The following is a 14,302-nucleotide window of genomic DNA, read 5'->3' on the forward strand; positions in this document are numbered from 1 at the left end:
CAGTTCAGAGAATGTGCGAGGCGGATTTGCTGGCGGTGGTTTCCGGCACGCTGACGCCATTCAGCGCGGCGTTGAGCAGCACCGACACCAGGCAGGCGATGACCACGCTGCTGTGCAGAAACGGCTGCGACCACTCGGGTAATTGTTTGAACAGGGTCGGCGCGAGCACCGGCACCAGTGCGGCGGCGATGGTGAAACCGACGATCAGCACGTTGTAGCGATTGCGCTCGTAATCGACCTTGGCGAGGGTCTGAATTCCCGCCGCCGCGACCACGCCGAACATGGCGATCCCGGCGCCGCCCAGTGCGGCAGTCGGCATCGAGGCGATGATCGCGCCGGCCTTGGGCACCAGGGCAATCGAGCACATCAGCAGGCCGCTGACCGCCACCACCCAGCGGCTGCGCACGCCGGTGAGGATCACCAGGCCGACGTTTTCCATGAAGGCAATAAACGGGAACGCTGCGAACATTCCGGCGATAGTGCTGGCCAGACCATTAGCGCGCAGGCCGTTGATCACCTGTTTGTCTTCCACCGGTTTTTCGACGATGTCGCCGATGGCCACGAACAAGCCCATTGATTCGACCATCTGCACGATCATCACCACCACCATGGTCGCGATGGGGATCAGGCTGAAGGTCGGCAATCCGAAATAGAACGGGTAGGGCACGGTCAGCCACGGCGCTTCTTCGACGCTGTGAAAACTGCCCATACCCAAGCCGTACGCCAGACCGGCGCCGATCAGCATGCCGATCAGCACCGCCATATTGCGCAACAAAGGACTGCCATAACGGTTGACCAGCAGAATGGTCAGCAACACCACCACCGCCACGCCGAGAAACGCCGGCGCGCCGAAGTTGCTGGCGTTGCGACCGCCTCCGACCCATTCATAAGCAATCGGGAACAGTTGCAAGCCGATCACGGTGACGATGCAACCGGTCACCACTGGCGGGAAAAATCGCCGCAATCGGCCCACGAACGGCGCCATCAGCATGGTGAAAATCCCGGCACCGATCACCGCCCCGCAGACCCCGGCAAATCCCACCTCCGGGTTGCTGCCGATGGCGATCACAGGTCCCACGCTGCTGAAGGCCACGCCTTGCAGAATCGGCAGGCGTACGCCGAATTTCCAGAAGCCGACGGTTTGCAGGATGGTGGCAATGCCGGAACAGAACAGTGTTGTGCTGATCAGCACCACCGTGTCGGCGTGGGACATTTTCAAGGCACTGGCGACAATCAACGGCACGGCGATGGCGCCGATGTATGAGACGGCCATGTGTTGCAGGCCGAGGGTGAGCATTTGTCGCACCGGCAAAATCCGGTCGACGGGGTGCACGGCGGAGGAGGGAGTGGCTGACGACATGGGGAAACACCTCTGGCTGTTTTTATGCGGTTGAGAGGGGTATTCGTCTGATGCCTCTGACTTGGGAACACCGAAGATCCCTGTGGGAGCTGGCTTGCCAGCGATGGCGGTAGATCAGTCACCAATTCATCAACTGACAGTCCGCAATCGCTGGCAAGCCAGCTCCCACAGGTCTGGTGTTGTTCATCCGACCTGGCATCAGTCATTCGTGCCCGGAACCGCCATCCACCGGCTCCGATGCCTTGTTTCAGCCTGCCAGGCAGGCGGCAAAGCCCTGGTTCAGGGCCGCGCGATCCAGGTCGCGGCCGATGAACACGATTTTGCTTGAGCGGGGTTCCGTGCCCCACGCGGTCGAGGCGCGGAACTCCACCAGGCTGTGCACGCCTTGCAGCACGTAGCGCTGGTCTTCGTTGGCCACCGCCAGCACGCCTTTCATGCGGTACAGGTTGTCGGCCTGGGAGGAGCGCAGTTCGCTGATCCAGCGGTGGAACGCCATCAGGTTGACCGCGCCGTCCACGGCGATGCCCACTGATGACACGCTTGGGTCGTGTTGGTGATCCTGCTCTTCAATAGAGTGCTCTGCGTGATGGTCATGGCCATGCTGATCGTGATCGTGCTGGTCCGCGCCGATTTCCATCAGTTTTTGCGTGCACTCGAAGGCGCCGATTCCGAGGATCTTGCTCAGATCGATTTGCGCATGGGTCGAGGTCACCAGATCCGCTGTGGCGTTCAAACCACGGATCTTGCCGCGCAGGGCTTCCACCTCGTCGCTGCTGACCAGATCGACCTTGTTGATGACGATGCGGTCGGCGCAAACAATCTGATCCACCGCCTGATTGTCGACGCCGTCCAGTTGCAGGTCCTCCAGATGCTGGGCGATATGTTTGGCGTCGACCATGGTCACGATGGCGTCGAGTTCGACTTCCTCGGCAATCGGGTCATTGATGAAAAAGCTCTGCGCCACCGGGTACGGGTCTGCCAGGCCGCTGGTTTCGATGAGGATGTGATCAAGGCGCACCGGGCGCGCCACCAGTTCGCGGACGATGCGCACCAGGTCCTCGCGAACCTCGGCGGTGCAGCACACGCAGCCATTGACCATCTCGTAGATTTCTTCGGTTTCGGAGCTGAGCACCAGATCACCGTCGATGCCGACCTCGCCGAATTCATTTTCGATCACGGCGATCTTGCGCCCGTGGTTTTCCTTGAGGATGTAATTGAGCAGGGTGGTTTTACCGGCACCGAGGAAGCCGGTGAGGATGGTCACGGGGATTTTGGTGTTCGGGGTGGGGGCGTTGAAGGGAGTATTCATTTGAGGCTCCTTGATGATTTACCGGTGCACGATGAAATGAGTGATGACGCTTTCTGTGGGAGCTGGCTTGCCAGCGATGGCGGTGTGTCATTCACCAGTGATGCCGACTGACCTATTGCTATCGCTGGCAAGCCAGCTCCCACAGGGGCCGGGGTTGTCTCTCCAGCGTGTGGCGGTGCCCGCATCGAGGCCAAACAGGTCGAGCACCCGACCAAGGCTGTGATCGACCATTTGCGCAAGGCTCTCAGGCCGCGCGTAGAAGGCCGGCACCGGCGGGGCGATGATTCCGCCCATTTCGGTGACGGCGGTCATGTTGCGCAGGTGGGCGAGGGTCAGTGGTGTCTCGCGGGCCATCAGCACCAGGGTGCGGCGCTCTTTGAGGGTGACGTCGGCGGCGCGGCCGATCAGTCCCGATGAGGTGCCGGTGGCAATCTCCGCCAGCGTCCGCATCGAGCACGGCGCCACGACCATGCCCAGACAGCGGAACGAACCGCTGGCGATCCCGGCGGCGACGTCGTCGGCGCGGTGGTAGTGGCTGGCCAGCGCGGTGACGTCGGCGAGTTTGTAGTCGGTTTCGTGGGCCATCGTCAGCAGCGCGGCGCGGCTGATGATCAGGTGGCTTTCGATGTTCAGCTCATTGAGCAACTGCAGCAGGCGCACGCCGTAGATGAAGCCGGACGCGCCGCTGATGCCGACCACCATCCGTTGGCGGTTCACGACTCAAGACCTCTGAGCAACACCCGGGCGCGTTCGAGGACATCCTGATCGAGCTGCGCCTTGATCCCGTCAAAAGCCGAACCGCGTGTGGCGTCCAGGCCCATGCGTGAGGTGGTGCCGTTGACTGAGGACGACGGATCCAGCGGGCTGCCGGGCAAACCGTCGATGGTGAAAATATCCAGGTGCGGCTGGAAGTGCGTGGCCAGTGCCCACAACACCTGGCTGTCATCGCTGATGTCGATATCGCTGTCCACCGCGATCACGGTTTTCAAGTACGGATCCCAGCCGAGCAGGGCCAGCATGATCTGCCGCGCCTCGCCGTCGCGGCTCTGATCCAGCGCGACGTAGCAATGAAAATGCGTGCCGGAGTTCGGATAATGCACGGCGGTGACGGCGGGGAATCGGGCCTTGAGCTTCTCGCTCATTTCCGCTTCACGGGGCAGACGGGCGAGAGTCAGGTGTTCGGCGTAACGGCCACCCATCACGTCCACCAACCACGCATCTTTGCGCCGCAGCAGAGTGTCGACACGCAGCACGTTGTTGGTCGAACGATCCGAGGAGTAGCCGCTGAATTCACCAAACGGGCCTTCCTCGGCGTAGGCCGCCGGGTCGATGGCGCCCTCCAGCACAAACTCGGCGTAAGCCGGGACACCGATGCCGTAGCGTGGAGTTTTCACCAGCTCCAGCGGCGCGCCGAACAGTCCGCCCGCCACCGCCCGTTCATCACTGCCGTAGGGCAAACGCGCCGCAGCGGCAAGCATGAACAGTGGGTGCGCACCCACCACCATCGCCACGTGTAATTCTTCGCCGCGTTCGCGGGCGGTCTGTAGCATCCGCCATAGGTGGCCGCGCGAGTGCAGGCTGGTGGCGAGGGCCTGACGGGCATGGCGCATCGAGCGGTGGTAGCTCATGTTGGCGATGCCGGTGAGCGGGTCTTCGGCAATGATGATCGCGTTGGTGATGTAAGGCCCCCGGTCACTGTCGAAATGCTTGAGCATCGGCAGCAGCGCCAGGTCCAGCGCCTCGCCCTCGAAGACTTCATCGAGGATCGGGCCGGTGTCCACATAACGTGGCGGGATCGGCTGGTTGGCGCGGCTCTGGAAGGTTTCGTGCAGTAGCGCCGGGGTGACGCCGAACAGTCGGGCGATGCGAGTGCGGGAGGCGAACAGGTTGGTAGCCACCGGCACTTTCAGGTCGCCGACGTTTTCGCAGATCAGCAGCGGATCGCGGCCCTGAGCGGCGAGGGCATCGACCAGGGCGGTGACGTCCTGATCGGCGGAAATCGGTTGGGTGATGGTCAGCACATCGTCCGGAAACTCACGGCGATAGGCGTCGATGAAAGCGTGAAAGTCTTGGGAATCGCCGAGCGTCGAACGGGTCATGGTTTCACCTCGTAAAAAGCAGGCACGCAGGGGTGAGAGGGCGTTCGATCGAGCAGCCGTTGGCCTGCCGGTCGAACGAACGCCGGGTCATCTTCGTGCCTGTAAAGTCGCTGTGTGTTGCGCTGTTACCTTGTGGGAGGGCCTTTGTGGCGAGGGGATTTATCCCCGATCGGCTGCGAAGCAGTCGTAAAACCAGTAAACGCGATATGCCTGATACAACGCGGTCGCAGGTTTTGGGGCCGCTTCGCAGCCCATCGGGGATAAATCCCCTCACCACAGGAAACTCCATTCCCACATTGGGTTGTGTGTAGCTACAAGTATGTGGTGGTCAGGCGAATATCCGCCTCCGCCAGGTCTTTGGGCGGTGGTGTCGGTTCGATCCCGCACAACCGGGCGATGTTGTTGCCCAGGTAGTCCTCGAGATGATCCTCATCAATGCCCAAGCCCTGCGGTGCCGGTGAGCACAACACCTCAAGTTCGCGTAGCCACATGCCCGGCTCATTCGGCGGCGAGTCGGTGCCGAAGACGATCTTGTTGCGCGGCAGTTCCTTGGCAAACTCGACGATCCGCGACTGGAAGCACCAGCCGGATTCGCAGTACACGTTCGGCGTGTCCATGGCCATCCAGAACGCTTCGAACGAGTAGTTGCCACCGGTCTGGATACCGAAGTGGCCGATGATGAAATTGACCATCGGAAACTCACGGATGATCGGGTAGAACATCGTCGGAATCGTGTACGGGCCGTCGCCGGTGTGGATCAGCACGACGATGTTGTATTTGGCGCAAACCTTCATCGCCGGACGCAGCCAATCGAGTGCGCGATCCGGCCGGTAGCCGTGCATGTTGGCGTGCAGCTTGAGCATCTTGAAGCCGTATTCCTTGATGTGGAATTCCAGCTCCGCCGCACCGTTTTCCGGTCCCCAGCGCGGGTTGAAGTTGAAGTTGCCGATGAAGCGGTCCGGGTATTTCACGCAGAGTTCGGCGATGTACGACATGTAGTCGCGTACGCCCTCGCGGCCACGGCGGTTGCCGTCGCGATAACCGGTGTTGCCCGGCGGTGGCTGGATGAAGCCCATGTCGATGCGGCGCGGTTTGCCGTTGATCATGTACGGGCCGTCCATCAGCTTGAGCATGCGCTCGCCGGTGAACGGTTCGCCGGTGTGGCGCCAGGCCTCGTCGACCAGATTGGTGGGGTGCAGATGGGTGTCGATAATCATCGCTTCAGCTCCTGGCCAGTTGAGTGGTGACGGGGCGCTTGAGTTGCGCCTCTGCTTCGGAAACGGAACGCGGCGGCGGGGTCGGTTCGAGGCCGATCATCCGCGCGGTGTTGTTGCCCAGATAGTCTTCAAGGGTGTCCTCGTCGAGGTTCAGGCCTTGTGGCGGCTCATGGCAGAGCACTTCGAGCAGGCGCAGCCACATGCCTGGCTCGTTCGGCGGGGTGTCGGTGCCAAAGAGGATCTTGTGCGTCGGCAGCACCTTGGCGAACTCGACGATCCGCGATTGCAGGCACCAGCCGGATTCGCAATAGACGTTGGGCAACTCCATCGCCCATTGCATCGGTTCGAACACGTAGACGCCGCCGGTCTGCACGCCGAAGTGGGCCATGATGAAATTGACGTTGGGGAATTCCTTGATCATCGGCACCCATTCCGACGGGATGCTGTACGGCCCGTCGCCGGTGTGCAGCTTGACCGGGATGCCCAGTTCGGCGCATTTCTCGAAGCATGGACGCACCCAGTCGAGCGCACGATCAGGCCGGTAGGCGTGCATGTTGGCCTGCATCTGGACCATGCCGAAGCCGTGCTCCTTGACGTAGCGCTCGATTGCTTCGACGCCGTTCTGCACACCGCAACGCGGGTTGTAGACGAAGCAGCCGATGAAACGGTCCGGGTAGGTCTGGACCATTTTCAGGGTGTAGGCCATGTAGGCGTCGATGGATTCGCGGCCCGAGAGTTCGCCGTCGGTCCAGGTGTAAATCGTGTTGCCTTGCGGCGGCTGGATGAAGGCTTTGTCGATGCGGCGAGGCTTGCCGTTGACCATGTACGGGCCATCCATCATCTCCAGCAGACGCTCGCCGGTGAACGGGTCACCGTCATGCCTCCAGGCGAGGTCCACCAGATCGGTGGGATAGCAGCTGATATCGATGATCATTGAAGTCGATCTCCTGATAGCGGGGAAGGGAGCTTTGCGGCTCTCGGCATCCACGTCCCGGGCAATCGGCCATTTCTATGCGCTGGACACGCGCATTCCCTCGCCTGTTTGCATCCGGCCCGGGTGGGTGGCTGCTGGGGGCGAGTATTGGAAAGGGGGAGCGGTTCGTACAATATTAATTGGGCGTGGTGGTGATATGCGTTCGATATGGTTTTGCGGTGATGGGGCTGACCTCATCGCTGGCAAGCCAGCTCCCACAATGATCGAGGTGTTAATCCGATCTGCGGCGCAACACAGCAACTGTGGGAGCTGGCTTGCCAGCGATGGCGTCAGGATTGTGTACGCTGGGCCAATTGTTTGATCACTTCAACCACCGGCGCCACCCGCTCAGCCTGCCCATGCGGCCACACCGCATACAGGTTGTAATGCGCCGCAATCTGCGCCTCGTTCAACGCTACCAGCCGCCCATTGCGCAACGCATCGGCGGCCAGTAATCCCCGCACCAGTCCAGCGCCGACACCCGCCTCGGCAGCCGCAATCAAATTCGCCGCATTATCAAAAACCACCCGCGCCGGCGGCTCCACGGGCGGCATGCCCGCCGCATCCAGCCACGGAATCCACGACCGCCGCGTATACCCCAACAACGGCAATTGGAGGATCTGCGCCGGGCTCAACGGCACCTGCAACCCATGCCGTTCCAGCAAAGCAGGCGAAGCCACTGCCAACACCCGATCCCCGCAAATCTGCGTCATCTCGCAGTCGTCCCAATCGCCATAGCCATAACGCAACGCCAGATCGACCCGCTCGAATGTGCTGCGATCACTGCGCGGCATCGACAGCAGCGTCACCTCGTAATCCGGCAACCCATCGAGCAACTGCGGCAAACGCGGATTGAGCCAGCTCTGCGCCAGTTCGCTATCGACATCCAGCGTCAGGCGTTGCGCCACGCTGCGGTTTTTCACCGAGGACAAGGCCCGATCAATCTGCGCCAGGCCGTCGGACAACACGCTGGCAAAGAGCTGCCCGGCGTCAGTCAGATTGCTGCCGCCACCTTCACGCACGAACAGCGGCTGACCAATGAAGTCTTCCAGTGCGCGGATCTGCTGGCTGATCGCGCTGTGGGTCAGATCGAGCTTGCGGGCGGCACTGGAAAAACTGCCGCTGCGCGCAGCGTGAATGAACGCACTCATGGACTGCACCGACGGGTATCGCTTGTACATGTTGTTAGTCCTGCTTACACCGGTTGGCAGAAATCGTCGCTGGCCGCGTGTTGTCAAGGCTCCCACTATTCGGTCACCAGGCCCGCACAAAGACGGGCCGCTCTTTTGGAGCCTGACAATGATTGCATTCACGGTTAACGGCGAACGACGCGAGCTGGATGAGGCGTCCCCCTCCATGCCCTTGTTATGGGTCCTGCGTGATCAACTGAAACTTACCGGCACCAAATTCGGCTGCGGCATGGGCCTGTGCGGTGCCTGCACCGTGCACCTGAACGGTGTCGCGGTGCGTTCCTGCCAGGTGCCGCTGGCCGCCGTCGCGGGCCACAGCATTACCACCATCGAAGGCCTTTCGCCGACAGAAACTCATCCGCTGCAACTGGCCTGGGTCGCCGAAGATGTGCCGCAATGCGGCTACTGTCAATCCGGTCAGATCATGTCCGCGGCTGCGTTGCTCAACACTGGGGCGGCGGTGACTGACGACTCGATCCGCAACGCGATGTCCGGCAATATCTGCCGCTGCGGCACTTACGGGCGGATCAACAAGGCGATCAAACGCGCGGCGAATACGCCGAAGGAGGCGTGATGCGCCTGCTCGACGACACTTTGATCGAACCGTCACGCCGAGTGTTTCTCAAACAAGCGGCGACGGTGGCTTCGGGGCTGGCGATTGCCCTGTATTTACCGTCCGGCGCAGCCGCCACTGACCCGAAGGCTCCAGCGCCGGCCAGCGAATTCGAACCCAACGCCTGGGTGCGGATCTTCCCCGACGGCACGGTGAAACTGGTGGTGCACAAGCACGATTCCGGCACGGGCACGCAAACGGCGCTGGCCGCGTGTGTCGCTGAGGAGCTGGGCGTCAACCCGATGACCGTGCAGGTGATCACCCCGGAAGATCCGTTCTTCGACACCTACATTCACCCGATCTGGAAAGTCTTCTCCACCGGCGGCAGCACCAGCGTCTCGCTGGAATACGACCGTTTGCGCATGGCTGGGGCCACGGCGCGAGCGCTGTTGATCACGGCGGCGGCCAAGCAGTGGAAAGTCAGCACTGACAGTTGCACCACCGAAGAAGGCCGAGTCGTCCATCCATCGAGCAAACGCAGCCTCGGCTACGGCGAACTGGTCGGCGTGGCGGCGCATTTGCCGGCGCCTGAGCAGGTCACGCTGAAGGATCCGGCGCACTTCAAGTACATCGGCAAGCTGCGTCACAAGCGCGATGCAGCAGCCAAGGTCTGTGGGCGTTTCAAGTACAGCATTGACGTGCAATTGCCGGGGATGCTGGTGGCGGTGATTCAGCGTGCGCCGGTGGTTGGTGCGAAGGTGATCAGCGTGGATTCGGCGGCAGCGTTGCAGGTGCCGGGTGTGCGCAAGGTGATCGCGATACCGGGGCGGCCGGATGTGCTTGGCGGCAATCTGGACGGCGTCGCGGTGCTGGCGGACACGTTCTGGGCCGCGCAACAGGGGCGCAACGTGCTGGCGATTCAGTGGAGCGATTCAGCGCTGGCCGGGTTCGACAGCGAACAGTTGGCCAGCGCTCAAGCCAAAGCCATCGGTGATCCGAAAATACAAACCGTCAAAGCCATGACCCACGGCGATGTCTCCGGGCAATGGCCGAGGGCTGCAAAGCTGATCGAAGCCGATTACACCATGCCTTACAAGGTGCAAAACCCGCTGGAGCCGATCTGTATCACCGCGCAGGTCAAGGATCAGGCGATCACCTACTGGGGCGGCGTGCAGGTGCCGTCGTCAGCACTGGAAGCGGCGCAAACCGTGTGCGGCATCGACAAGGCCGGGGTCACCATCAACGAGTTGGTGTCCGGCGGCAGTTTCGGTGCGCGAGAGGCCAAGTACTGGTTGTTCGAAGTCGCGTATCTGGCGCAACAGACCGGTGTGCCGGTGAAACTGCTCAACAGCCGCGAAGACGAAATGCATGCGTTATTCAATCACCCGGCCACCCTGCATCGGGTCAAAGGCGCGCTGGATGCACAGGGCAAACTGACCGCGCTGCAATTGCATGCCGTGTCGCCGGCTTCGCCGGAGCAGTGGGAGCCGGGTTATTTCGAACGCCCGGATCGCATGGATTACAGCACCACCGAAGCGATCACCGCGTGGGACTTTGCCTATCGTCCGCCACACCTGGAACTGAACTGGGTCAAGCACGAAAGCAACGTGCCCAGTGGCTGGTATCGTTCGGTGAGCTTTATTCCCAACGTGTTTGCTGTGGAAAGTTTCATGGATGAACTGGCCCATGCGGCGGGCACCGATCCGTTGGCTTTTCGCCTGGCCAACATGCAGGAACGGCCACGGCATGTGGCGGTGCTCAAGCAGGCTGCCAAGCGTGCCGGATGGGGCCAGCCTTTGCCGCCGGGTACGGCGCTGGGCATCGCCACGAATCAGGGTTACACCAGTTTTATCGCGGTGGTGGCGCGGGTTGCGACCGTCGATGGCAAGGCGAAAGTCGAAAAGCTCACCTGCGTGGTCGATTGCGGGTTGGCGGTGTCGCCGGGCGGGGTCGAAGAGCAGATCTATGGCGGCCTGATGTGGGGCCTCGGCCACGCGTTGTTCGATCGGCTCGACATCAAGCAGGGGCGGGTGGTGCAGAGCAACTTTCACGACTACCGCGTCACGCGCATGTCCGATATGCCCGCCACCGACATCTTCGTATTGGATGGTGAGCCGAGCAAACCCGGCGGTGTCGGCGAACTGGGCAGCCCTTCGGTGGCGCCGGCCATTGCCAACGCGTTGTTTGCGCTGACCGGCGTGCGGCAGCGCTCGACCCCTCTGAGTCTGGGGTAAGCCGCCATGGACCTGCGCCTGTTGCGTTACTTCATGGCGCTGGCTGATGAGCTGCACTTCGGTCGTGCCGCCGAACGCCTGCACATTTGCCAGCCGCCGTTGAGTCAGCAGATCCGTTTGCTCGAAGAGGAACTTGGCACGCCGCTGTTCGAACGCAGTCATCATCGGGTCGAGCTGACAGCGGCGGGGCAGATGCTCAAGGAGCAAGCACCGCTGGTGTTTGAGCAGCTTGAACGGGCGCTGGACCTGACCCGGCAAACCGGGCGCGGGCAGCTCGGTGAGCTGGAAATCGGCATGATCAGTTCGGTGATGGTCGGCGTGCTGCCCAAGGCTCTGCACCTGTTTCGTCAGCGCTATCCGCAAGTTAATTGGCGCCTGCACGAGATGACCCCGGCGGCGCAGGTCAAGGCGTTGAAGGAAAAACGCATTGATGCCTGCGTGTTCCGCGTCGGCTATGACGATCCGCAGTTGCGCAATGAATTGCTGATCTACGAGCCGATCCATGTGGTGATGCCGGCGGATCATCCGTTGGCCTGTCGCGCGGTGCTGGCCCCGGCGGATCTGGCGCAGGAGCCGTTCGTGGCGCTGGAGTTGAAGCAGTCGCGGTTTGCCAATTTTCTTTATCAGTGCTGCATTCAGGCCGGGTTCACTCCGCAGATCCGTCAGCAGGTGATCGAGGTGCAGACCTTGCTCAGTCTGGTGCGCGCCGGGTTTGGCGTGGCGCTGTTGCCGGCCTCCATCGAGCAATTGGCGCCGGCGGGGCTGGTGTTCAAGTCGCTGACCCCGGCGCTGCCGGAAGTGCCGCTGTATGCCACTTATCGCGCGGACGATGCTTCCCCAGTCCTCAAACTCTTCCTCGACACGTTGCGTGAGCTGAAGCGGGCGGAGTGACAGTCATACTTCTTTTGGAGGTGCCGGCCTCATCGCGGGCAAGCCCGCTCCCACAGGTTCCGTGGTGTTCTGAAGATTGGTGTCACACCAAAATCCCTGTGGGAGCGGGCTTGCCCGCGATGAGGCCGATAAAGTCAGCATCCATGCTCCTGGCGCACCATTTCAGTCACTTCGCACGATCAGCGGCAGCTGCGGTCGTAACCTTCACATGGGCGTATCACTTGTGGAGATCCAATGAGCCAGGAAGTCCTGACCCGCGAAACCAATCGTCGCCAGTTGCAGCAAATCATTGCCGGGCTGTCCGACGGAGTGATCCTGCTCGAGCTGGATCAAAGCATTCTCTGGGCCAACGAAGCCGCGCTGGCCATGCACGGTGTCAGCCGGATCGGCGAGCTGGGAGCGAACGCCGACGAGTATGCCAAGCGTTTCAGCCTGCGCTATCGCAACAACCACATGGTGCCCGCCGAGAATTACCCGATCAGTCGCGTGGCGCGCTGTGAAGTTTTCAGCGACGTGCTGATCGAGCTGTTCGCTGCGGATGACCCGGAGCGTGTCTGGGTGCACAGCGTGCGCAGCATGGTGCTGACTGACCGTGAAGGCCAGCCGGAGTCGCTGGTGCTGATCATGAGCGACGTCACCGACTGGGCCAACGCCGAGCAGCGCTTCGAGAAAACCTTCAACGCCAACCCGGCGCCGGCGGTGATCTGCCGGCTCAGCGATTTGCGTTATATCAAGGTCAATCCGGGGTTTCTCGAGATGACCGGCTATACCCGCGACCAGGTCATCGGCACCTCGGCCTATGAAATCGATATCCTCGAACAGGCTGAGCACAAGGATCTGGCCATTCAACGCCTGAAAGATGTCGCGACCATTCCGCAGATGCAGGCCGAGCTGCGCTTGTCTGATGGCAGTACCAAGCAGGTGATCGTCGCCGGGCAGCCGCTGCTGCTCAACGATGAGCAGTGCATGCTGTTTTCCTTCGTCGACATGGAGCTGCGGCGCAGGGCTGAAGTGGCGCTGCGCCAGAGCGAAGAGCGCTTCGCCAAGGCCTTCCGTCTGACGCCGGTACCGATCCTGATTTGCAGCGCTGACGAGCAGCAGGTGATTGATGTCAATCAGGCATTCCTCGATACCCTGGCCTATGCCAGCGATGACGTGGTCGGCAAAACCGTGACGCAACTGGACTTTATCGACGACGAGGGCGCCCGCACCCGGTTGCTGACGGCCCTGGCGAAGAACGGACGGATCGACCGGGTCGATGTGCGGCTGCGCAAGAAAGATACGGATCTGCTGGAGTGTGCGGTGTCCGCCGACACGGTCAATATTCAGGACATGTCTTGTTATCTGCTGGTGTTGATGGACATCACCGAGCGCAAGCGTACCGAGCTTGAGCTGGTGGCGGCGATCGAAGAGGTGATGAAGGACGCCTCGTGGTTCAGTCGTACGCTGATCGAAAAACTGGCCAATGTGAAGAAGGTCAATTCGCCGCAACTGCCGAGTGTGTCGTTCACTGATCTGACGGCGCGTGAACGCGATGTACTTGGGCTGATCTGCGAAGGGCTGGCGGACAAGGAGATTGCGGCGCGGTTGAAACTGGCGCCGAATACCGTGCGTAATCATGTGGCGACGGTGTATTCCAAGCTGGATGTGCACAGCCGCAGCGAGGCGATTGTCTGGGCGCGGGAGCGTGGGTTGTTTTCTGGTGAGTGGCGGGCCAAGGGTCAGCGTTAGGGTGCAAATGCACTAGTTCAGCCGGTGCAAATTCGGGTGTTGGCGGACGGGGACTGTTCTTAGTCTGTTGGGGTGCGATACGAGCCTTTTATGGCTTGGGATCGTGTCCCTTCGAGCAGTTAAAGGAACGGCCTCAATGATGAATCTTGCGCAGTTGCGCGCCCGGCTTGAGCACAGTTTTTCGCCGCTGGCTTGCGAGTGTTCGGTAGATGGGGATCATTCGCTGACGGTGAAGCTGTATCACGCGGTGTCCGGGCAGGTGGATCTGGTGATCAGTGGGTTGAAGCTGGATGTGTTGCGTACGCCGGAGTCGGTGGACGCGTTGATTGATGAGTTGCGGTATGAGTTGCAGAGTAATTCTTTGCGTTCGTTCAGTGATATTGACTTGGCTTAGGTCCTTTGTGGGAGCTGGCTTGCCAGCGATAACGGCGGGGTGGGCGTCGATGGTTTGGCTGATGAGTGCATATCCGATGCTGCGGTAACGGCTGCTTAGGGTTCCGCCCTTACGGCGGGTCACTTTTTCCAGACGCCGAAAAAGTAACCAAAAAGGCTTTACCCTGACGTACGGCCCTCGCTGTGGCTCGGGTTCCTTCGCTCCGGGGTTCATCCGGGGCATCGCCTCCGGTTTGCTTCGCTGCACCTCCTCTCGATGTCCTCCCCGGATGAACCCCTCCGCTCAGCCTGCCGACGGGCGCTTTAGATCAAGAGCGGTACTCGAGCTAACGCTCATTGTGTCGAGTGGGGC

12 protein-coding genes are annotated in these 14,302 nt (G+C 61.4%); 5 read left to right on the forward strand and 7 right to left on the reverse strand.

Going from position 1 to position 14,302, the window contains the following annotated elements; translation table 11 throughout:
• Positions 1 to 4: 4 nt before the first annotated feature.
• The 7 genes from KI231_RS11280 to KI231_RS11310 form a co-directional block, all read right to left on the reverse strand.
• The gene (locus KI231_RS11280; protein WP_103303309.1) at positions 5 to 1,360 is read right to left on the reverse strand and encodes a nucleobase:cation symporter-2 family protein; all 1,356 of its coding nucleotides are present in this window, start codon (positions 1,358 to 1,360) and stop codon (positions 5 to 7) included.
• A gap of 247 nt (positions 1,361 to 1,607) precedes the next feature.
• Positions 1,608 to 2,669 (reverse strand): CobW family GTP-binding protein, encoded by a 1,062-nt coding sequence (locus tag KI231_RS11285; RefSeq protein ID WP_213028272.1) that lies wholly within the window; start codon positions 2,667 to 2,669, stop codon positions 1,608 to 1,610.
• An 87-nt stretch (positions 2,670 to 2,756) separates the two neighbouring features.
• Positions 2,757 to 3,371 (reverse strand): UbiX family flavin prenyltransferase, encoded by a 615-nt coding sequence (locus tag KI231_RS11290; protein ID WP_213028771.1) that lies wholly within the window; start codon positions 3,369 to 3,371, stop codon positions 2,757 to 2,759.
• 11 nt (positions 3,372 to 3,382) lie between these two features.
• Entirely contained in the window at positions 3,383 to 4,768 is a 1,386-nt protein-coding gene (locus KI231_RS11295; protein WP_213028273.1) for a UbiD family decarboxylase, read from the reverse strand.
• Positions 4,769 to 5,079: 311 nt separating this feature from the next.
• A complete protein-coding gene (locus tag KI231_RS11300) occupies positions 5,080 to 5,985 on the reverse strand; it encodes an amidohydrolase family protein (RefSeq protein WP_064390555.1) in 906 nt (301 codons plus the stop codon).
• Between the two features lie 4 nt (positions 5,986 to 5,989).
• Positions 5,990 to 6,919 (reverse strand): amidohydrolase family protein, encoded by a 930-nt coding sequence (locus KI231_RS11305; protein WP_103303314.1) that lies wholly within the window; start codon positions 6,917 to 6,919, stop codon positions 5,990 to 5,992.
• Between the two features lie 329 nt (positions 6,920 to 7,248).
• Positions 7,249 to 8,139 carry a LysR substrate-binding domain-containing protein gene (locus KI231_RS11310; RefSeq protein ID WP_103303315.1) on the reverse strand — a complete coding sequence of 297 codons (891 nt, stop codon included), beginning with the start codon at positions 8,137 to 8,139 and terminating at the stop codon, positions 7,249 to 7,251.
• 118 nt (positions 8,140 to 8,257) lie between these two features.
• Between KI231_RS11310 and KI231_RS11315 the strand changes: the two genes are divergently transcribed.
• The 5 genes from KI231_RS11315 (at position 8,258) to KI231_RS11335 (ending at position 13,951) form a co-directional block, all read left to right on the forward strand.
• Positions 8,258 to 8,722, forward strand: a complete 465-nt coding sequence (locus KI231_RS11315) for a (2Fe-2S)-binding protein (protein ID WP_213028274.1) — start codon at positions 8,258 to 8,260, stop codon at positions 8,720 to 8,722.
• Positions 8,722 to 10,935: a xanthine dehydrogenase family protein molybdopterin-binding subunit gene (locus tag KI231_RS11320; RefSeq protein ID WP_213028275.1), complete on the forward strand. Its 2,214-nt coding sequence runs from the start codon at positions 8,722 to 8,724 to the stop codon at positions 10,933 to 10,935. Before KI231_RS11315 ends, KI231_RS11320 begins: the two co-directional genes overlap by 1 nt.
• 6 nt (positions 10,936 to 10,941) lie before the next feature.
• Positions 10,942 to 11,826: a LysR substrate-binding domain-containing protein gene (locus KI231_RS11325; protein WP_103303318.1), complete on the forward strand. Its 885-nt coding sequence runs from the start codon at positions 10,942 to 10,944 to the stop codon at positions 11,824 to 11,826.
• Positions 11,827 to 12,060: 234 nt separating this feature from the next.
• Positions 12,061 to 13,557 (forward strand): helix-turn-helix transcriptional regulator, encoded by a 1,497-nt coding sequence (locus KI231_RS11330; RefSeq protein ID WP_213028276.1) that lies wholly within the window; start codon positions 12,061 to 12,063, stop codon positions 13,555 to 13,557.
• 136 nt (positions 13,558 to 13,693) lie between these two features.
• Positions 13,694 to 13,951, forward strand: coding sequence for a DUF1652 domain-containing protein (locus KI231_RS11335; RefSeq protein ID WP_213028277.1), 258 nt, complete (start codon positions 13,694 to 13,696; stop codon positions 13,949 to 13,951).
• The last annotated feature ends 351 nt before the right edge of the window (positions 13,952 to 14,302 follow it).

Source organism: Pseudomonas sp. Seg1 (assembly GCF_018326005.1).
Lineage (GTDB): Bacteria > Pseudomonadota > Gammaproteobacteria > Pseudomonadales > Pseudomonadaceae > Aquipseudomonas.

What these genes read in the sequence shown, in the direction of transcription:
- KI231_RS11280 (WP_103303309.1), bottom strand. Translation starts at nt 1,360, where the DNA reads ATGTCGTCAGCCACTCCCTCCTCCGCCGTGCACCCCGTCGACCGGATT.
- KI231_RS11285 (WP_213028272.1), bottom strand. Translation starts at nt 2,669, where the DNA reads ATGAATACTCCCTTCAACGCCCCCACCCCGAACACCAAAATCCCCGTG.
- KI231_RS11290 (WP_213028771.1), bottom strand. Translation starts at nt 3,371, where the DNA reads ATGGTGGTCGGCATCAGCGGCGCGTCCGGCTTCATCTACGGCGTGCGC.
- KI231_RS11295 (WP_213028273.1), bottom strand. Translation starts at nt 4,768, where the DNA reads ATGACCCGTTCGACGCTCGGCGATTCCCAAGACTTTCACGCTTTCATC.
- KI231_RS11300 (WP_064390555.1), bottom strand. Translation starts at nt 5,985, where the DNA reads ATGATTATCGACACCCATCTGCACCCCACCAATCTGGTCGACGAGGCC.
- KI231_RS11305 (WP_103303314.1), bottom strand. Translation starts at nt 6,919, where the DNA reads ATGATCATCGATATCAGCTGCTATCCCACCGATCTGGTGGACCTCGCC.
- KI231_RS11310 (WP_103303315.1), bottom strand. Translation starts at nt 8,139, where the DNA reads ATGTACAAGCGATACCCGTCGGTGCAGTCCATGAGTGCGTTCATTCAC.
- KI231_RS11315 (WP_213028274.1), top strand. Translation starts at nt 8,258, where the DNA reads ATGATTGCATTCACGGTTAACGGCGAACGACGCGAGCTGGATGAGGCG.
- KI231_RS11320 (WP_213028275.1), top strand. Translation starts at nt 8,722, where the DNA reads ATGCGCCTGCTCGACGACACTTTGATCGAACCGTCACGCCGAGTGTTT.
- KI231_RS11325 (WP_103303318.1), top strand. Translation starts at nt 10,942, where the DNA reads ATGGACCTGCGCCTGTTGCGTTACTTCATGGCGCTGGCTGATGAGCTG.
- KI231_RS11330 (WP_213028276.1), top strand. Translation starts at nt 12,061, where the DNA reads ATGAGCCAGGAAGTCCTGACCCGCGAAACCAATCGTCGCCAGTTGCAG.
- KI231_RS11335 (WP_213028277.1), top strand. Translation starts at nt 13,694, where the DNA reads ATGATGAATCTTGCGCAGTTGCGCGCCCGGCTTGAGCACAGTTTTTCG.